The sequence below is a fragment of the Streptomyces sp. NPDC031049 genome (assembly GCF_055571015.1).
The window spans coordinates 239,529-257,140 of the sequence record NZ_JBVIGC010000007.1; the positions used below are offsets into that span (position 1 = coordinate 239,529).

Below are 17,612 nucleotides of genomic sequence, written 5' to 3' on the forward strand. Positions count from 1 at the left end.
CGCCTCGCTCGGTGCCGGGTGCGTCGATCGCACGCTGGAACGGCTGCTTCGGGGGCTGGTCCCTCCCAAGATGGGCCGCACGGCGGGAAACGGCACCTCGGGCGGCGCCACCCCGGCGATGTGAGCCACATCACAGGGAGGGGATTGAGTGCGGTGCCGGGACAATGTCCGTACCCTCCCGTGACCCGCGAGATCCGGATGCGAGGATGAGGCCGCCATGACAGCTGGGTGGTGTTCTCGCACGGTACGGGCCGCGATGTTCGCGGCCGTCTGCGTGCTGCTCGCCGCCTTCGGCCACCACATGATGTCCGGCGTCCCCGTGCCCTGGTGGGCCATGGCGACCGGGGCGGCGGCCATCGGCGGCGCGGCCCTGTGGCTCGCCGGCCGCGAGCGCGGACCGCTGCTCGTCGGCTCCGTCACCGTGGCCGCCCAGGTCGCCCTGCACACCGGGTTCTCCCTGGCCCAGGGGGGCGACCGGCCGCCGCCGGCCCGCCCTGTGGCCCACGGCACGGCCGCCGCGCACTCGGCGCACGCCGGGGGCGGGCCGCACGGCGTGCACACCACGGCCGGTTCGCAGCCCGCGGACTCCACGGCCGCCGTGGACCCCGGTGCCTCCATGGACTCCGTGACCTCCATGGACGCCACGGGGTTCATGGGCTCGACGGGCGTGGTGGACTCGCTGGGCTCCCTGGTGCACCTGGGCCACGGCACGGGCGGCGACACCCCGCCCTCCGGCATGCTCGCCGCGCACCTGCTGGCCGCGCTGCTGTGCGGCCTGTGGCTCGCGCACGGCGAACGCGCCGCGTTCCGCCTGCTGCGTGCCCTGGCCGGGCTGCTCGCCGCACCGCTGCGCCCGCTGCTGCGGTTGCCCGCACCGCCCGACCGCCCGCGGATCAGGGCACGCCGTGCGGGTACGGAACGGGTCCCGTACCGGCTCCTGTCGACCCGCCCCCTCACCTACCGGGGTCCGCCCGCGGGGACCGCTGTCGCCTGACGACAGCCGGCTCCCCGAGGCGGCAGCACCCCGGCCGCGACGCGCCGACTCCCGCCTCGGGCACCGGCCGCGCACCCCGGTGCCCGGCCGTCCCCTTCACCGGCACCCGCGTGCCGTGACCACAGCGCCGTCGCGGCGGCGCGTGCGGCGATCCGGATGCCGGTCCCGGTACTCCCAGAAGGACGGACCCAGTGACCACTGCCGCCCTGACCCCTGCCCGGAAACAGTCGAGAGAGGAGTCGATCACCGCCCTGGCCCTCGCCGCGCGCGGCGGCGACACCGACGCCGTCGAGCACTTCGTACGCGCCCTGCACCGGGACGTCCGCCACTACGTGACGTTTCTCGGCGCCGACCCCGAGAGCGCCGACGACCTCGCCCAGGACACGTTCCTGCGGGCTCTGGTGAGCCTGCACCGGTTCGAGGGCCGCTCCTCGGCCCGCACCTGGCTGCTGGCGATCGCCCGGCGCGCGGTGATCGACAGCGTCCGCCACAGCTCGTCCCGGCCCCGGCTGTCGGACCGGGAGGACTGGCAGACGGCTGTCGAGCGCGCACAGCCGCGGGGCCTGCCGGGCTTCGACGACGGCATCGCGCTGGCCGAACTGCTGGACGCCCTTCCGGCGGACCGCCGGGAGGCCTTCGTCCTCACCCAGTTGCTCGGCCTCCCCTACGCGGAGGCCGCCGCCGTCAGCGACTGCCCGGTCGGCACGGTGCGCTCCCGCGTCTCCCGTGCCCGCACCTCGCTGATCCGGTGGCTGGAGGAGGCCGAGGGGCACCCGTCGACCGCGTCCGCCGCATGACCGGCGGGGCGCCGCCGCCCGCCGCCTGACGGGGATCGCGCCGCCGCTCGCCCGGTTCCCGTGCGGCGGCGCGGGGCTCAGGGCCGCTCGTGCGGCGACGGCGCGGGGTTCAGGCGCTGCTCGTGGGGCGCCAGGCGCGGGGCTCAGGCGTCGCTCGCGTGGCGGCGGAACCAGTCCGCCGCGGCGTCCGCCACCTGCTCCAGTGCGCCCGGCTCGGGGAACAGATGGGTCGCGCCGGGCACCACGCGCAACTCGTGCGGACCGGCCAGCCGCTCGGCGGCCCTGCGGTTGAGGTCGAGCACCACCTCGTCGTGGCCGCCGACGATCAGCAGGACCGGCGCCGACACCTGGGCGAGCGCGTCCCCGGCCAGGTCCGGCCGTCCACCGCGGGACACCACCGCCGAGACCCGCCGGGGGCGCTCGGCGCACGCGATCAGGGCCGCGGCGGCTCCGGTGCTCGCCCCGAACAGGCCCACGGGCAGGTCGGCGGTGTCCGGCCGCTCCGCCAGCCAGTCCACGGCGTCCGCCAGCCGCGCGGCGAGCAGGGCGATGTCGAAGCGGTGCTCGCCCGTCGCCGCGTCCTCCTCTTCCTCCCGTGCGGTCAGCAGGTCCAGCAGCAGCGTGCCGAACCCGGCCCGCCGCAGCTCGGCGGCGACGGCCCGGTTGCGCGGACTGTGCCGGGAGCTGCCGCTGCCGTGGGCGAACAGCACCACGCCGCGTGCCCCGGCGGGCACCACCAGATCGCCGGAGAGCCTGGCCCGGCCCGAGGCCACCGCCACTGTCACCGTGTCGGAGATCATGCGTCCTCATCTCCCCGTCGCTGAGGGACCACCGACCGGGTACCCGCCCCGGCGGGCAGACCCCACCGGGCCTGCCGGCCCCGCCCGAGCCGCGCCAGGACCGCGGGCAGGCCGCCCGCGCACGGCGAGGCCGCCGGCCTGCTCGAGCGGTGCCCGCGCCGCAGACACGACTCCCCGCGCTCAACCGGCCCAGGGCTGAGGCCTCCGGCCGACCGGGCCCAGGGGACGGGTCCGGTCGGCCGGGCCGCGGGTCGCGGGTTCCGGTTCACCCGCGCGGGGCGCGGTACCGGCACACCCGGCCCAGAGGCCGTGGACCCCCACTCACCTGGCCGGGACCGCGGCCTCCGGCACGCCCGACCGGGGGGAGGGCGGGGACGCAGGCCCCGGGGCATCCAGCCCCCCGATCACCCGGCCCCGGGCCCAGGGCCCGCTCACCCCGCGGAGCGTTCCGCCCCCTCCGGGGCGGCCCGGGGCGGGGACGTCGGCGGGTCCGTCGGCAGGAACGTCACCTGGGGAGCGCCGGTGCGCGGATGCACGGTGACCTCGGCCGTCACGCCGTACACCTCGGCCAGCAGCCGCGGGGTGAGCACCTCGGCGGGCGGGCCGGAGGCGGCGACCTCGCCGTCGCGCAGGACGTAGAGGCGGTCGCAGTAGTACGCGGCGAGGTTCAGGTCGTGCAGGGCCACCAGGACCGTCGCGGGCAGCCGGCGCAGCGTCCCGAGGACCGCCAGCCGGTGCCGGACGTCGAGGTGGTTGGTCGGCTCGTCCAGCACCAGCAGCGAGGGCCGCTGGGCGAGAGCGCGGGCGATGAGCACGCGCTGCCGTTCCCCGCCGGAGAGCCGGTCGAAGGGACGGCCGGCGAGCCCGGTGGCGTCCACCGCCGCGAGCGCCGACTCGATCAGCGCGGCGTCCTCGGGCGTGTCACCGTCGAGCAGCCGCTTGTGCGGGGCGCGGCCCATCGCGACGACCTCGCGGACGGCGAGGTCCACGTCGGTGCCCGAGTCCTGCACCACCGCCGCCACCGTGCGGGCGAGCCGCCGCACCGGCAGCGACCAGGCGTCGGCGCCGTCGACGCTGATCCGGCCCGAAGCGGGGCGCAGCACCCGGTACACCGCGCGCAGCAGGCTGGACTTGCCGCTGCCGTTGGGCCCGACCAGTCCGATCACCTCGCCCGGCCCCGCGGTCAGCGACACGTCCTTGACCAGGCGGCGCGCTCCCGCGGTGAGCGTGACGCCGTCCACGGACAGGTCGGAGGCGGTCATGTCATTCCTCGGTCGGTGTGCCGCCGGGCGTCCCGGCGCATCAGCCACAGGAAGAAGGGCCCGCCGCACAGGGCCGTGAGCACGCCGACGGGGATCTCCATCGGCGCGGCGACGGTCCGCGCGGCGATGTCGGCCCACACCAGGAAGACCGCCCCGCCCAGTGCGGCCGTCGGCAGGACGCGGCGGTGGTCGCCGCCGACGAGCAGCCGGACGATGTGCGGCAGCATCAGGCCCACGAAGCCGATCGGCCCGGCCGCCGCGACCAGCACACCGGTGACGAGGGAGACCAGGACGAACATCCGGGCCCGGAACCGGGCCACGTCCAGTCCCATCGTCGTGGCGGCCTCCTCACCGGCCAGCAGCAGGTTCAGGTTGCGGGCCTGCGCCAGCAGCACCCCGGTGCCGAGCAGCACGGTCAGCGCCGGCAGCCACAGCGTGCCCCGGTCGACGCCGCCGAGACCTCCGAGGGTCCAGGCGAGGACCGCGCGGGCCTCGTTGCCCCGGTCGGTGGTGAGCAGCAGCAGGTCCATCACGGCCGTGAGCATGGCCGCGATGGCCACGCCGGACAGCACCAGCCGCGTGGAGGTGAGCCGGCCGCCGGTGCGGGCGGTGACGTAGACCAGCAGCAGCGCGGCGAGGGCGCCCGCGAAGGCGGCGGCCGGCAGCGACAGCGGCCCGAGCAGGCCCACCCCGAAGACGATCACCGAGACCGCGCCGAGCGACGCCCCGGAGGACACGCCCAGCAGGTACGGTTCCGCGAGCGGGTTGCGGACCAGGGCCTGCAAGGCGGTGCCGGCCACCGCCAGACCGGCGCCGGTCACCGCGCCGAGCACGACGCGCGGCGCCCGCACCTCCAGCACGATGGTCTCCCGCGGCCCGGGCCAGTCCGGCTCCACCCAGCCGGCGCCCAGCGCGTGCGCCACGATGCCCCACACCTGGCCGGGCGGCACCCGCACCGAGCCGATGGCCAGCCCTGCCGTGCCCGAGAGCAGGAGCAGGACGGTGAGGACGGCCAGGACGGCGGCGAGGGGCACCCGGCCGGCCCGCCCGCCGTCCGGTGTCCGCCGCCGGGCGGCCGGGCCGGCGGGCGCCTCCGTGGCCGTCACCGGAAGCTCTCGGGGTGCAGGGCGCGGGCCAGGTCCTCGACCGCGTACGCCGACCGGATGCCGACCAGCGTCGCGGTGAGCGGCAGGACGACGAACCGCTCGTTCCTGATCGCGGGCACGTCGGCGAGGGCGGGCCGGGACAGCAGGAACTCCTTCTTCCGCTCGACGCTTCCGGCGCCGGCGTAGTCGTAGACGGCGATGACCTCGGGTTTGCGCTCGACGACCTGCTCCCAGGAGACGTCCCCGAAGACGTCGTCGAGGCCGGCGAAGACGTTCCGGCCGCCGGCCAGCCGGATCAGCTCGGTGCCCAGGCTCCTGCCGCCCGCCGTGAACGCGGCCTTGTCGCCGCTGTCGTACACGAAGACCGGCACCTCGGGCCGGTCCCGGACGGCCTCGGTGGCCTTGCCGATCCGGTCCTTCAGGTCGCCGACCAGCTTCTCGGCCCGGTCGGCCACGCCGAAGATCCTGCCGATGGTCCGGATCTCGGCGTACGTGTCCTCCATGGTCACCCGCTTCTTCCCGCAGTACTCGCGGTTGAGGTGGGTGTGGATGCCCGCTTCGGCGAACGCCTCGCGGGAGCGGCCGGCGTTCTCGTCGAACGCGCTGGCGTAGCCGCCGTAGACGAGGTCCGGCTCGGCCTCCAGGACCTTCTCGAAGGACGGCTCACGCTCGGCCAGTTCGGGTATCGACGCGTAGTCCTTCCTCAGCTCCGGCAGCACGGCGGAGTCGGGGAAGGCGGTGCCCACCATGCGGTCCTTCAGACCGAGTGCGAGCATCAGCTCCGCCGGGTGCTGGTGGATGGTCACGACCCGGGACGGGGGCCGGTCGTACGTCGTGCGCACGCCGCAGTTGTCGACGGTGACGGGGAAGCCCTCGGCCGGTGACCCGGCGGCCTTCCGCTCGCCGGCGGTGCCGTCGCCGGACGCGCCGCAGCCGGCGGTCAGCAGGACCGCCGACAGGGCGAGGCCCGCGGCCGTGGCACGCCGGGCACGCCGCCGCCGGGCGGGAAAGCCCACGGCGGAAGAGAACCGGGCGGAAGAGGACCGGGCGGAAGGGAACCAGGTGGAAGGGAACCGGGCGGAAGGGAACCGGGCGGAAGAGGACCGGGCGGAAGGGAACCGGGCGGGAGAGAACAAGGCGGAGAGGAACCGCCGGTGACGGGGCATGCCGTCGTACACGTGAAGCCTCCTCGGGAGTCCGCGCTCCTCGGAACGGGCCCGCGACAGGCCAGTGTCCTGACTCCCGGATCGACGTTCCCCCCGCCTTCCCGCGCCGTGCGCAGTGGCGTGTCGAGGGGGTGCACTCCCCGGTCACAGTGGCGGGACCGTGCCGGATTCGCACCGGCTTCCTGTTTCTCCCGTCGCGGCGATGACCTGCTGATACTACGTCACCGCCGCGTGCCCGTCCCGGCGGTTCAGCCCGGCTGCTCCGCCCCGCCGCCCCCGAAGGCGTCCAGGATCCGCTCGGCGGCCAGCGTGGCCGTCAGCCTCCCTTCGCGGACCTGCCGTTCCAGCGCGGGCGCCAGGGAGCGCACCGCGGGGTCGGCGTGCAGCCGGTCCAGCAGCTCGTCGCGGACCATCGTCCACGTCCAGTCGACCTGCTGGTCGCGGCGCCGGGCGGCGAGCCGGCCCGTGGAGTCCAGCAGCGCCCGGTGCTGCTCCAGCCGCTCCCAGACGGCGTCCAGTCCGGCCGACTCCCGGGCGCTGCAACTGAGCACCGGAGGCGTCCAGAAGGCGTCCTTGCCGTGCATCAGCCGCAGGGCGCCCGCCAGTTCGCGGGCGGCGGCGCGGGCGTCCCGCTCGTGCGGGCCGTCCGCCTTGTTGACGGCGATCACGTCGGCCAGCTCCAGGACGCCCTTCTTGATGCCCTGCAACTGGTCGCCGGTGCGCGCCAGGGTGAGCAGCAGGAAGGAGTCGACCATGTTGGCGACGGCCGTCTCGGACTGGCCGACCCCGACGGTCTCGACCAGCACCACGTCGTAGCCCGCGGCCTCCATCACCACGATGGACTCGCGGGTCGCCTTCGCCACCCCGCCGAGCGTGCCGGCGGTGGGGGAGGGGCGGACGAACGCCGCCGGGTCGACGGCGAGGCGCTCCATCCGGGTCTTGTCGCCCAGGATCGACCCGCCGGTCCGGCTGGAGGAGGGGTCGACGGCGAGCACCGCGACGCGGTGCCCGAGCCCGGTCAGCATCGTGCCGAAGGCGTCGATGAACGTCGACTTGCCCACCCCCGGCACACCGCTGACCCCGATCCGCCGGGCCCGGCCGCTGTGCGGCAGCAGCTCGGTCAGCAACCTCTGGGCCAGCGCCCGGTGCTGGGGGCGGGTGGACTCCACGAGGGTGATCGCCCGTGCGATCACCGCCCGCTTGCCGTCGAGCACGCCCTTGACGTAGGTGTCCAGATCCATCGCCATACGGACCGGGGCCTCAGCTCTCGCCGTGACCGAGGCCGGCCGCCAGCCGGGTCAGCAGGTCGTGCGCCGCGTCCGGGATCACCGTGCCCGGCGGGAACACCGCCGCCGCGCCCATCTCCAGCAGCGTCGGCACGTCCTGCGGCGGGATCACCCCGCCGACGACGATCATGATGTCCTCGCGGCCCTCCTCGGTGAGCGCCTCGCGCAGCGCCGGTACGAGGGTGAGGTGCCCGGCGGCCAGCGAGGAGACCCCGACGATGTGCACGTCCGCCTCGACGGCCTGACGGGCCACCTCGGCCGGGGTCTGGAACAGCGGGCCGACGTCCACGTCGAAACCGAGGTCGGCGAAGGCGGTGGCGATGACCTTCTGGCCGCGGTCGTGGCCGTCCTGGCCCATCTTGGCGACCAGGATGCGCGGCCGGCGGCCCTCGGCCTCGGCGAAGGCGTCCACCAGGGCGCGGGTGCGGTCCACGGACGGGGACTCCCCTGCTTCGTTGCGGTACACGCCGGAGATCGTACGGATCTGGCCCGCGTGGCGGCCGTACACCTTCTCCAGGGCGTCGGAGATCTCCCCGACCGTGGCCTTCGCGCGGGCCGCGTGCACCGCCAGCTCCAGCAGGTTGCCGTCGCCGCCGGCGGCGCGGGTCAGGGCGTCCAGCGCGTCCCGGCAGGCGGTCTCGTCCCGCTCCTCGCGCAGCCGCCGCAGCTTCTCGATCTGCTGGGCGCGCACCGAGGAGTTGTCGACCTTGAGCACCTCGATCTGCTCGTCGGTCTCGACCCGGTACTTGTTCACGCCGATCACCGGCTGCCGGCCGGAGTCGATGCGGGCCTGGGTGCGGGCCGCGGCCTCCTCCACGCGCAGCTTGGGGATGCCCGCGTCGATGGCCTGCGCCATGCCGCCGGCCTGCTCGACCTCCTGGATGTGCTGCCAGGCGCGGCGTGCGAGGTCGTGGGTGAGCTTCTCGACGTAGGCGCTGCCGCCCCACGGGTCGATGACCCGGGTGGTGCCGGACTCCTGCTGGATGAGCAGCTGGGTGTTGCGGGCGATCCGCGCGGAGAAGTCCGTGGGCAGCGCCAGCGCCTCGTCGAGGGCGTTGGTGTGCAGCGACTGGGTGTGGCCCTGGGTGGCCGCCATGGCCTCCACACACGTACGCGTGACGTTGTTGAACACGTCCTGCGCGGTCAGCGACCAGCCCGAGGTCTGCGAATGGGTGCGCAGCGACAGCGACTTGGGGTTCTTCGGGTCGAACTGCCTGACCAGCTTCGCCCACAGCAGCCGGGCCGCGCGCAGCTTGGCGATCTCCATGAAGAAGTTCATCCCGATCGCCCAGAAGAACGACAGCCGCGGTGCGAACGCGTCGACGTCCAGGCCCGCTTCCCGGCCCGCCCGGATGTACTCCACGCCGTCCGCGAGCGTGTACGCCAGCTCCAGGTCGGCCGTCGCGCCGGCCTCCTGGATGTGGTAGCCGGAGATGGAGATGGAGTTGTAGCGGGGCATCCGCTGGGAGGTGTAGGCGAAGATGTCGGAGATGATCCGCATCGACGGCTTCGGCGGATAGATGTAGGTGTTGCGGACCATGAACTCCTTGAGGATGTCGTTCTGGATGGTCCCCGCCAGCTTCTCCGGCGGCACGCCCTGCTCCTCGGCCGCCACGATGTACAGCGCCAGCACCGGCAGCACCGCGCCGTTCATCGTCATCGACACGGTCATCCGGTCCAGCGGGATGCCGTCGAAGAGCTGGCGCATGTCGTAGATGGAGTCGATGGCCACGCCCGCCATGCCGACGTCGCCCGTCACCCGCGGGTGGTCGCTGTCGTAGCCGCGGTGCGTGGGCAGGTCGAAGGCGACCGACAGGCCCTTCTGGCCGGCCGCCAGATTGCGGCGGTAGAAGGCGTTGGACTCCTCGGCCGTGGAGAAGCCCGCGTACTGGCGGATGGTCCACGGCTGGTTGACGTACATCGTCGGGTAGGGGCCGCGCAGATACGGGGCGATCCCCGGGTACGTGCCCAGGAAGTCCAGGCCCTCCAGGTCCTGCCCGGTGTACAGCGGCTTGACGGTGATGCCCTCGGGGGTCTCCCAGAGCAGGTCGTCGCCGTCGGCGGCCCGCTTCACCGCCGCGCGCCACTCGTCGGGGCCGGCGCCGGCGGCCGGCGCGCCCAGCTCGATCCCCGAGAAGTCGGGAACGGAAGGGATGGACATTCAGGACACTCCCATGCGATCGAGGGCGGCGGAGAGCACCGCGACGGCGTCGCAGCCCGCGAAGACGTACGTGTCGACCCCGGCGTACCGCCCCGGGCGACCCGCGAGGAACACATGCCCGGCGCCGGCCTCCCGCAGCCGGCCGGCGACCGCCTCGGCCTGCTCCTCGTACAGCGCGTCGCTGGAGCACAGGCACGCCTCACGCGCGCCGCTCTCCTCGAACGTGCCCTCGGTGACGGGCTCGATGCCGCCCGCCTGGAACAGGTTCGAGGCGAAGGTCAGGCGCGCGGTGTGCGCGGCGGCCGGGCCGAGCGCGGCCAGGTAGACCCGCGGCCGGGCGCCGGTCGCGGTGAGGTGGGCGTCGGAGCGGGCCCGCAGCGCCTCGAAGGCGTCGTCGCGCCGCACCCGGGGCAGGCCCCCGGAGGGCGGCTCGGGCGCCGGCTCGCGGACCACCGGCTTCTCGGCCAGGAAGGGGAACTCGCTGACGCCGGTGACGGGCTCGCGCCGCTTGGCGAGCTTCGCGCTGCGCGCCGCCCAGGTCTCGGCGAGGCGCTCGCCGACCATGCCGGAGCGCAGGGCCGCGGCCTGGCCGCCGGCGCCCTCGATCTTCTGGAAGAACTCCCAGGCGGCGTGGGCGAGTTCGTCCGTCAGCCGCTCCACGTACCAGGAACCGCCGGCCGGGTCGATCACCCGGGACAGGTGCGACTCCTCGATGAGGATGGTGGAGGTGTTGCGGGCGATCCGGCGGGCGAACGCGTCCGGCAGGCCGAGCGCGTGGTCGAACGGCAGCACGGTGACGGCGTCGGCGCCGCCGACCCCGGCGGCCAGTGTGGCGACGGTGGTGCGCAGCATGTTCACCCACGGGTCGCGGCGCGTCATCATCACCGGCGAGGTCACCACGTGCTGCACCTGCGCGGCCGGTGTCCCGCACACCTCGGTGACCCGGGCCCACAGCCGCCGCGCCGCCCGCAGCTTGGCGACGGTGAGGAACTGGTCGGCGGTGGCCGCGTAGCGGAACTCCAGCTGGGCGCAGGCCTGCCCGACGTCCAGGCCGGCCGCGGTCAGCTCCCGCAGGTAGGCGACCCCCGTGGCCAGGGAGCAGCCCAGCTCCTGCGCGGCCGAGCCGCCGGCCTCGTGGTACGGCAGCGCGTCCACGGTGGACGCGCGCAGCCCCGGGTGGCGTTCGGCGCACAGCCGGGCCAGCGAGGCGACGGGTGCGAGGTCCTGCGCGGCTCCGGTGCGGGCCTCGTGGCCCAGCGGGTCGGCGCCGAGGTTGCCGCGTGCCGCGTCGTCGGCGACGCCGCGCTCGGCGTACAGCCGCAGCAGCTCCCGGGCGGCCGGTTCGGTCTCCGCCCCCGCGTCCAGGACGACGGGCGCCAGGTCGAGGTGGACGCCGTCGAGGGCCCGGCCGAGCGCGGGAACGGGGATGCCGGTGGACTCGCCGGCGGCGAGCCACAGGGAGGTCACGCCGTTCTCCAGGTCGGTCAGGACCGTGCCCGGGTCGGCCGTCGTGTGCCGCTGGCGCACGTCCCAGCCGCCGGCCGTGTTGCCCTGCGGCCGGCCGCCGCGCACATACGGCGCGAAGCCCGGCAGGCCGGGGTCGGGGGCGCCGTCGCGCGCGGTGTACAGGGGGCGGGCGCGCAGCCCGTCCTCCAGCACGGTGGACAGGGCCTCTTCCGCCTCGGCGTCCGAGACCTCCTTGCCCGACTTGCGCAGCACACCTGCCACCAGGTGCTGCCATTGTTCATGGGTGGCGTCAGGGAATTCGGCCGCGAGGGAGAGGCCGTCGTCAGGCAGGACCGTCATGCTCGGATGCTAGGACAGATCGAGATACGAGGAGCAGAGCCCACGGTTGTGACCTTGTTCTCTTCCGGCGTGTGACGTGGGCCGCCGAGCGGCGGGGGCGGGCCGGTGCGCCCTGACCGGCCGGGGCGCGACCGAGGCGGCCTGCGGCACCCGGCGCCCCCGGCACAGGCCTCCGCGCAGGCACCGGCGTCCGGGGCGTCGGCGTCCACGGCACCGGCGCTTGCGGTACCGGCGCTTGCGGTACCGGCGTCGGCGACACCGGCACCGGCGACAGCGGCGTTTGCGGTACCGGCAAAGCCGCTACCGGCCCGCTCCCCGGGTGGTGCAGCCTTCCTTTCGGGGCGCCGCGACGCGTGCGCCGCCGGAGCAGATCACGCGCCACCATCGCGCCCACCCCGGGAGGCACGTCATGACCGACAACCCCGCACCGACCCGCCCCGAGGAGTTCTGGGAGGCCCGCTACCGCGACGCCGGACGGGTCTGGAGCGGCCGGCCCAACGAGCTGCTCGTCCGGGAGGTGACCGGCCTGGCGCCGGGCACCGCGCTGGACCTCGGCTGCGGGGAGGGCGGTGACGCGGTCTGGCTGGCCGCGGCCGGCTGGCGCGTCACCGGCGTGGACATCTCGGCCACCGCGCTGGAGCGTGCCGCCCGGCACGCCGCCGAGGCCGGGGTCGGCGACCGCACCTCGTGGGAGCGGCACGAGCTGGGCCGGACGTTCCCGGAGGGCACCTTCGACCTGGTGAGCGCGCACTACCTCCAGTCACCGGTCGCCCTCGACCAGCAGGGCGTGCTGCGCCGCGCCGCACGGGCGGTCGCCGACGGAGGCACCCTGCTGGTCGTCCTGCACGCGGGCTGGCCGTCCTGGCAGACGGAACCGCCCTTCGAGGCGGAGTTCCCCACCCTGGACGGCGTGCTGGCCGAACTCGCCCTGCCGGAGGGCGAGTGGAGCCTCGAGACCCGGGAGACCGTCCGCAGGCGGAGCGTGTCCCCCGAGGGCCTCGACGGCTTCCGCGACGACCACGTGTGGCGGCTGCGCCGCGGCTGAGGAACCGGCGGCGTCAGATGCCGCAGGTCGGCGCGGACCAGTAGCGGCTGCCGCGGTGGTCGACGTGGGTGTGGTCGTTGTGACCGGGGTAGCCCGGGCCGAGGATGCCGTTGAAGCCGTGGTAGCGGGCCTGCTTGGCCAGGGTGCACAGGGAGTGCGAGCCGGCCCCGAGGTCGGCCGCGTCGCCGTAGAGGTGACGGCTGTTGCTCGCCCCGCCGACGGCACTGTTGCAGGAGTAGGAGCGGAAGCCGCTGGTCACCCGGATCGGCTGGTCGCCCAGGGCGTGCCGCAGCGCCTCCAGCTTCCACATCGTGCGCAGGGCGTTGGCCTTGGCCGTCGCGGCGCTGACCGCCCCGCCCGACCAGGTGGAGTTGCACTTGTTCAGCTCGCTGTAGGAGAAGTGGATCGGCGTGCAGTCGTCGTCCTGGAGGGCGTAGAGCTTGCTGTAGGTGGCCGGGCCCGCGACGCCGTCCGCCGCGAGGCCGTACGCCGACTGGAACCGCTTCAGGGCCGCCGCGGTGGCCGGGCCGAACTGTCCGTCGACGGCGAGGACGGAGCCGTAGCCGGGATAGCCGCTGAGCCGGATCTGGAGCTGCGTGACGTCGGAGCCCGAGGAGCCCTGGGAGAGGGTGCGGGTCCAGGTGTAGCAGCCGTCGGCGTGGGCGGTGCCCGCGGTGGCGAGCGTGCCGACGCTCACGCCAGCCATGATCATGACAAGGCTGACGACGAATTTGATGACGCGTGTGTACATGTGTTCTCCATGCCGGGGACGTGGGGTGTGGCCGAGCGTGAAGGTCATGTGACGCGCGTCAACCATGAGGCATCGGGGTCCGGCTGACAAGGGTGCGCGGGTGACGCGGGGGTGAACGGGCGCGCCCGCCGCGCGGTGGCGCGTCGTCGGTCCGGGAATGGTCGCACCGCGCAGTAGCTGTCCCATTTGTTGAAAAAGTGACCTACTGAGAAATTTGAGAAGCGTGGCATGGTTTGCGGCTTGGCGGACACCTGTGGTGTGAAGGCCATTGGCTACCAGAGGGAGATGGTGAAATGCCTTCCACGGACAAGGTGCTCAAGGAAGTCACCCGCACCGAGAACATCGACATCGAAGCGGTACTGGACCCCGCCGAGCCGGACGGAGTCTTCCGCGACAGCCGTGAGTGCGCCGCACTCGCCCTGCAGTCCGGAGGTACCACACTGCTGCTGTCCCCGCCGACCCCGCGCCCGAAGAAGGGCTGACGGACCGACGGGAGAACGAGATGGAGCAGTCGAGCACGTCAACCCTGTTGCAGGGCACGGTGCTGGACCTCGCCTCCGACGTGGTCTCCGCTCTCCGGAGCGGAGACCACGCACGAGTGCGGGGCGCGCCGGCCGGCGGCCCCGACGACGACGTCACGCGCGCCGCGGTACGCGTCCTGGGCGCCGACACCCTGCTGCCCACCGTCCTCCTCGGCGTCCCGCCCGACCCGGAACGGCTGGCCCTGTTCCGCGCGGCCGTCGCCGCCCACGGACCGCGGCCGGACGCCGCCCCCACCGTCGTGTGGAGCCACCGCGCCATGACCCGGGTCCTGCGGCGCCTCGACGACCCGGGCGCGCCCGCGCCCGCCGACGGTCCGTCCGCCGGATCCGACGCCGCCTGGCTCGACGAGGCGGGCTGGCAGCACCTCACCCACCAGCTCGCCGTCCTCGCCCCGCTGGCGCTGCCGGGCGAGGACACCGCGGTGCTGCGTGCGGCCCGGCGCCGGCCGGTGGACGTCGCCCGCGGATTCGTGCGCGCCGTGCGCCGGCGCGACTGGCGGCAGGCCGCAGGCGCCGGCCGCTGGCTCACCCTGCTGGACGGCGTGCCGGACACCCTCGGACTGGCGGCGGGACTGGACTTCGTACGGCTGATGGGCGGTGACGACCCCCGGGTGGCCCTCCAGTTGGAGGCGGCGCGCCTGCTCTCGAGCCGGGCCGGGGCGCCGCGGTGACCCCGGTGGACCGGACGCGGGTGCGGCGGGTGGAGGAGGCAGCCCTGGAGTGGGTGTGGGCCCACCGGGCCCGCTTCGCGCTCGGGGACGACGCGCTGGCCGCCGAGGGCCAGGTCAACCGCACCTGGAAGCCGCTGGGTGAACTCGCCCAGGTCTGCGCCACGGTCACGGCGTGCACCGCGCCGTCGGACCCGCGGCACGCCCGCGCCCGCGCCCTGCTGGACTTCGGCTGGGAGCAGACCGGCAGGGGCGAGCTGTTCCTCGCCGTGCAGGCGCTGGAGCCGTTCGCCACCTACCCGCTGGAGGTGTACGCCGCGTTCGTCTCGGCCGGCCACCGGCACCGCGGCTACGAGGAGTCCGCCGCCCTGGTGGCCAGGACCCGCGGCTGGCGGCTGACCGAGCAGTACCCCACGCGGCGCCTGGGCGTCATCGAGGCCGAGCGGCGCAGCGGCATCCCGCCGCACGGCCCGGTGCCGCAGGCGCTGGACCGCACCTGGCTGGGCGGACTGCCGGAACCGTGGACCTTCGAACGGGCCTCCGGCTACGCGCTCACCCACGTCGTCTTCCATCTCACCGACTGGGGCCGCGCCGTCCGGGGCGTACCGGCCGGCCTCGGCGACTACCTGCTGCACTGGCTCCCGCCCTGGCTCGACACCTGCCTGGAGGCCCGGATGTGGGACCTGAGCTGCGAGCTGCTGGCCGTGGCCGCCAGCCTGCCGCGGCTGCCCGAGCCGGCCGTCCTGGACGAGGCCTGGCGGCACCTGGCCACGGCCCAGCACCCCTCGGGGGCGGTGCCGGAGGAGGGCGCCGTCCAGGACGCCGCACGGGAGCGGGGCCCGGACCAGGAGCCGTACGCCTTCACCGACTGCTACCACTCCACCCTGATGGCGGCCTTCGCGGCGGCCCTGACCTCGGCGCGGCTCGCCGGCCCGGACCACGCCGGCGACCGCCGCACGGCCGAGCCGGGAGGGCAGGGACGACCGGAAACGCAGGGACGGCCGGGAGCGCAGGGACGACCGGAAACGCAGGGACGGCCGGGAGTGCACGGACAAGGAGTACCGGGATGACCGACACCCGCCTGATCCACCACGTCGGCGTCGGCGCGCTGGAGTGGCTGTGGGCCCATCGGGACGGCTTCCGCCTGGAGCCCGATGCGGACCCCGAGACCGGCTTCCTGGAGCGCTTCAAGCCGATCGGCGAACTGGCCCTCGTCTGCAAGGTGCTGTTCCGGGAGGGCGTGGCCGGCTCGCGCCAGGCACAGCTGGCCCGGCAGCTGATCGACCACGTCTGGCGGGACACCCTGGACGGGGGCCGCATGCTGGTGCGCGGCCAGCGGACCGAGCCGTTCTCACCGGTGCCGTTCGAGGTCTACCTGCCGTTCCGGGAGCTGGGCTACAGCCAGCCGGAGATCGAGCGGGCCACCGCGCTCAACCACCGGCTGGACAGCTGGGCGAGGTTCCCGGTGACCCCGACCCGGCGGCTCGGCCTGTCGGCCTTCCAGCGGCGCTTCGGCCTGCCCGCCCGACCGCCCGAGGCCGAGCTGACCGGGACCACCTGGCTGGCCGGCACGCCCGAGCCGTGGACGGTCGAGGGCCACACCGCCTACGACATCACGCACACCGTCTTCCACCTCACCGACTGGGGCGAGCGCCCCGAGGGACTGCCGCCCCGCATCGCCGGCTACCTCGCCACCTGGCTGCCGGTCTGGCTCGACGACTGGCTCGACCTGCGGCGCTGGGACCTGCTCGGCGAACTTCTCGTCGTCGACGCCTGTCTGCCCCGGCCCACCCTCGACGAGCCCGCGTGGCGGGGGTTCGCCGCCGCCCAGCAGCCCGACGGGGCCATGCCCGCCGTACGGGAGATGCCCGAGGGCGACGCCGACGCGGTCTTCGACATCGTGTACCACTCGACGCTGGTCGCCGCGTTCGCCTCCGTGCTGGCCACCTCACGCGCCCTCACCGAGCTGGCGTCGGCGTCATGACGGCCCGCCCCGCGCCCTGGCCGGGCCCGCCCGCCGAGGACACCGCCACGGCCGGCGGCGCGGGCGGCGGTACGGGCGGCACCGGGCCGGACGAACGGGCGTGGCGGGAACGGCTGGCCGCCGCCGTCGCGGCCGCCGACGCACCCGACGCCGTGTTCGCCGTGTCCCGCCACGGCACCCGGACCGTCCACGCGGGCGGAACCGCACCCGAGCCCGCCGTCCCCCGCGAGGACCTGCGCTACGAGATCGGGTCGGCCACCAAGACGTTCACCGGGCTGCTGCTGGCCCGGCTGACCGACAAGGGAACGCTCACCGGAGGTGAACCGGCCGTCACCTGCCTCGCCCCCGGCCGGCCCGCCGGACCCCACCCGGTGACCCTCGCCCACCTGATCACCCACACCTCCGGCCTTCCCGCCCTGCCGCCGGACTTCCGGCGCCGGGCGCTGCCGGCCTGGCGCACCAACCCCTACGGGCGCTACCCGGACGACCGGGTGGTGGCCGCCTTCCTGCGCCACCGCCCCCGCCACCGGCCCGGCACCCGGTGGCACTACTCGAACTTCGGTGCCGCCGTGCTCGGCCACGCCGTCGCCGCGGCGACCGGCACCGCCTGGCCGGACCTGCTCACCCGGCACGTCCTCGCACCGCTCGGCCTGAGCGGGACGGCGCTCGGTGCCGAGGGCCCCGCGACCGACGCGACCGGGCACGGCAGGGACGGCCGCACCCGCGTCCCCGCCTTCGACGCCGGCGGGTTCCAGGCGGCCGGGGCCGTCCGCGCCACCCCGCGGGACCTGCTCGGCTTCCTCGAGGCCCACCTCGACCCCGACGGCTCGCCCCTCGCCGCCGCGCTGCGCTCGGTGCGCACGCCCGTGCTGCGCCGCGGGCCCGGACACCGGCACGTGCACACCGTCGCCTGGTTCCGCCACCCCACCGACGGCGGGCCGATGTACTTCCACAGCGGCGCCACCCTCGGCCAGCAGGCCTTCCTCGGCTTCCGCCCCGACACCGGCACGGCCCTGGCCGCCGTCTGCACCCGCCGCTTCCGCGCCCGCGACCCCTTCGTGACCACCGCCTACACCCTGCTCGCGGAGAGCTGACCGCAGCGGGGGGGGGGGGGGGGGGGGGGGGGGGGGGGGGGGGGGGGTGCGGGGGGGGGGGGGGGGGGGGGGGGGGGGGAGGGGACCGATGTGCGTGGGTGGCGATCCTGGTGTATTGTCCCAGACGGGGGCTGTGCCGTGCAACGTTCG

Annotated in this window: 16 protein-coding genes and 1 riboswitch; of the genes, 8 read left to right on the forward strand and 8 right to left on the reverse strand. The window is 75.0% G+C overall.

Annotated elements, in window-relative coordinates; genetic code table 11:
- Positions 1 to 217: 217 nt before the first annotated feature.
- Entirely contained in the window at positions 218 to 994 is a 777-nt protein-coding gene (locus ACZ45Q_RS14730) for a hypothetical protein (protein WP_468260062.1), read from the forward strand.
- Positions 995 to 1,185: 191 nt separating this feature from the next.
- Positions 1,186 to 1,791, forward strand: coding sequence for a sigma-70 family RNA polymerase sigma factor (locus ACZ45Q_RS14735; protein ID WP_468260065.1), 606 nt, complete (start codon positions 1,186 to 1,188; stop codon positions 1,789 to 1,791).
- Between the two features lie 143 nt (positions 1,792 to 1,934).
- On the opposite strand, the gene ACZ45Q_RS14740 is transcribed toward ACZ45Q_RS14735, so the two are convergent.
- The 7 genes from ACZ45Q_RS14740 to ACZ45Q_RS14770 form a co-directional block, all read right to left on the reverse strand.
- On the reverse strand, positions 1,935 to 2,591 hold the full coding sequence (locus ACZ45Q_RS14740; protein ID WP_468260068.1) for a dienelactone hydrolase family protein: 657 nt from the start codon (positions 2,589 to 2,591) through the stop codon (positions 1,935 to 1,937).
- Between the two features lie 431 nt (positions 2,592 to 3,022).
- On the reverse strand, positions 3,023 to 3,853 hold the full coding sequence (locus ACZ45Q_RS14745) for an ABC transporter ATP-binding protein (protein WP_468260071.1): 831 nt from the start codon (positions 3,851 to 3,853) through the stop codon (positions 3,023 to 3,025).
- The gene (locus ACZ45Q_RS14750; protein WP_468260073.1) at positions 3,850 to 4,959 is read right to left on the reverse strand and encodes a FecCD family ABC transporter permease; all 1,110 of its coding nucleotides are present in this window, start codon (positions 4,957 to 4,959) and stop codon (positions 3,850 to 3,852) included. Before ACZ45Q_RS14750 ends, ACZ45Q_RS14745 begins: the two co-directional genes overlap by 4 nt.
- Positions 4,956 to 5,975, reverse strand: coding sequence for an ABC transporter substrate-binding protein (locus ACZ45Q_RS14755; RefSeq protein ID WP_468260075.1), 1,020 nt, complete (start codon positions 5,973 to 5,975; stop codon positions 4,956 to 4,958). Before ACZ45Q_RS14755 ends, ACZ45Q_RS14750 begins: the two co-directional genes overlap by 4 nt.
- A 192-nt stretch (positions 5,976 to 6,167) precedes the next feature.
- Positions 6,168 to 6,351: riboswitch (cobalamin riboswitch) on the reverse strand.
- A gap of 22 nt (positions 6,352 to 6,373) precedes the next feature.
- Entirely contained in the window at positions 6,374 to 7,372 is a 999-nt protein-coding gene (gene meaB, locus ACZ45Q_RS14760) for a methylmalonyl Co-A mutase-associated GTPase MeaB (protein WP_468260078.1), read from the reverse strand.
- A 13-nt stretch (positions 7,373 to 7,385) separates the two neighbouring features.
- Positions 7,386 to 9,572 carry a methylmalonyl-CoA mutase gene (gene scpA, locus ACZ45Q_RS14765; RefSeq protein WP_468260080.1) on the reverse strand — a complete coding sequence of 729 codons (2,187 nt, stop codon included), beginning with the start codon at positions 9,570 to 9,572 and terminating at the stop codon, positions 7,386 to 7,388.
- Positions 9,573 to 11,378 (reverse strand): methylmalonyl-CoA mutase family protein, encoded by a 1,806-nt coding sequence (locus ACZ45Q_RS14770; protein ID WP_468260083.1) that lies wholly within the window; start codon positions 11,376 to 11,378, stop codon positions 9,573 to 9,575.
- 409 nt (positions 11,379 to 11,787) lie between these two features.
- On the opposite strand from ACZ45Q_RS14770, the gene ACZ45Q_RS14775 reads away from it, so the two are divergent.
- A complete protein-coding gene (locus ACZ45Q_RS14775) occupies positions 11,788 to 12,423 on the forward strand; it encodes a class I SAM-dependent methyltransferase (protein WP_468260086.1) in 636 nt (211 codons plus the stop codon).
- Positions 12,424 to 12,436: 13 nt separating this feature from the next.
- On the opposite strand, the gene ACZ45Q_RS14780 is transcribed toward ACZ45Q_RS14775, so the two are convergent.
- Positions 12,437 to 13,135 (reverse strand): D-Ala-D-Ala carboxypeptidase family metallohydrolase, encoded by a 699-nt coding sequence (locus ACZ45Q_RS14780; protein ID WP_468260374.1) that lies wholly within the window; start codon positions 13,133 to 13,135, stop codon positions 12,437 to 12,439.
- A 332-nt stretch (positions 13,136 to 13,467) separates the two neighbouring features.
- Between ACZ45Q_RS14780 and ACZ45Q_RS14785 the strand changes: the two genes are divergently transcribed.
- From ACZ45Q_RS14785 to ACZ45Q_RS14805, 5 genes are read left to right on the forward strand one after another with little or no spacing between them, the layout of a single operon-like run.
- Complete coding sequence (locus ACZ45Q_RS14785; RefSeq protein WP_468260089.1) at positions 13,468 to 13,656, forward strand: hypothetical protein; 189 nt, start codon at positions 13,468 to 13,470, stop codon at positions 13,654 to 13,656.
- Positions 13,657 to 13,676: 20 nt separating this feature from the next.
- The gene (locus tag ACZ45Q_RS14790) at positions 13,677 to 14,387 is read left to right on the forward strand and encodes a hypothetical protein (RefSeq protein ID WP_468260092.1); all 711 of its coding nucleotides are present in this window, start codon (positions 13,677 to 13,679) and stop codon (positions 14,385 to 14,387) included.
- Positions 14,384 to 15,454: a DUF6895 family protein gene (locus ACZ45Q_RS14795; protein ID WP_468260094.1), complete on the forward strand. Its 1,071-nt coding sequence runs from the start codon at positions 14,384 to 14,386 to the stop codon at positions 15,452 to 15,454. The genes ACZ45Q_RS14790 and ACZ45Q_RS14795 overlap by 4 nt, the downstream gene beginning before the upstream one ends.
- Positions 15,451 to 16,368, forward strand: a complete 918-nt coding sequence (locus ACZ45Q_RS14800) for a DUF6895 family protein (RefSeq protein ID WP_468260097.1) — start codon at positions 15,451 to 15,453, stop codon at positions 16,366 to 16,368. Before ACZ45Q_RS14795 ends, ACZ45Q_RS14800 begins: the two co-directional genes overlap by 4 nt.
- Entirely contained in the window at positions 16,365 to 17,462 is a 1,098-nt protein-coding gene (locus ACZ45Q_RS14805) for a serine hydrolase domain-containing protein (RefSeq protein WP_468260099.1), read from the forward strand. Before ACZ45Q_RS14800 ends, ACZ45Q_RS14805 begins: the two co-directional genes overlap by 4 nt.
- Positions 17,463 to 17,612: the final 150 nt, after the last annotated feature.

Bases quoted from the DNA above. Each gene is read 5' to 3' on its own strand.
- ACZ45Q_RS14775 (WP_468260086.1), top strand. From the start codon at position 11,788: ATGACCGACAACCCCGCACCGACCCGCCCCGAGGAGTTCTGGGAGGCC.
- ACZ45Q_RS14785 (WP_468260089.1), top strand. From the start codon at position 13,468: ATGCCTTCCACGGACAAGGTGCTCAAGGAAGTCACCCGCACCGAGAAC.
- ACZ45Q_RS14770 (WP_468260083.1), bottom strand. From the start codon at position 11,378: ATGACGGTCCTGCCTGACGACGGCCTCTCCCTCGCGGCCGAATTCCCT.
- ACZ45Q_RS14740 (WP_468260068.1), bottom strand. From the start codon at position 2,591: ATGATCTCCGACACGGTGACAGTGGCGGTGGCCTCGGGCCGGGCCAGG.
- meaB (WP_468260078.1), bottom strand. From the start codon at position 7,372: ATGGCGATGGATCTGGACACCTACGTCAAGGGCGTGCTCGACGGCAAG.
- scpA (WP_468260080.1), bottom strand. From the start codon at position 9,572: ATGTCCATCCCTTCCGTTCCCGACTTCTCGGGGATCGAGCTGGGCGCG.
- ACZ45Q_RS14805 (WP_468260099.1), top strand. From the start codon at position 16,365: ATGACGGCCCGCCCCGCGCCCTGGCCGGGCCCGCCCGCCGAGGACACC.
- ACZ45Q_RS14745 (WP_468260071.1), bottom strand. From the start codon at position 3,853: ATGACCGCCTCCGACCTGTCCGTGGACGGCGTCACGCTCACCGCGGGA.
- ACZ45Q_RS14780 (WP_468260374.1), bottom strand. From the start codon at position 13,135: ATGATCATGGCTGGCGTGAGCGTCGGCACGCTCGCCACCGCGGGCACC.
- ACZ45Q_RS14800 (WP_468260097.1), top strand. From the start codon at position 15,451: ATGACCGACACCCGCCTGATCCACCACGTCGGCGTCGGCGCGCTGGAG.
- ACZ45Q_RS14730 (WP_468260062.1), top strand. From the start codon at position 218: ATGACAGCTGGGTGGTGTTCTCGCACGGTACGGGCCGCGATGTTCGCG.
- ACZ45Q_RS14790 (WP_468260092.1), top strand. From the start codon at position 13,677: ATGGAGCAGTCGAGCACGTCAACCCTGTTGCAGGGCACGGTGCTGGAC.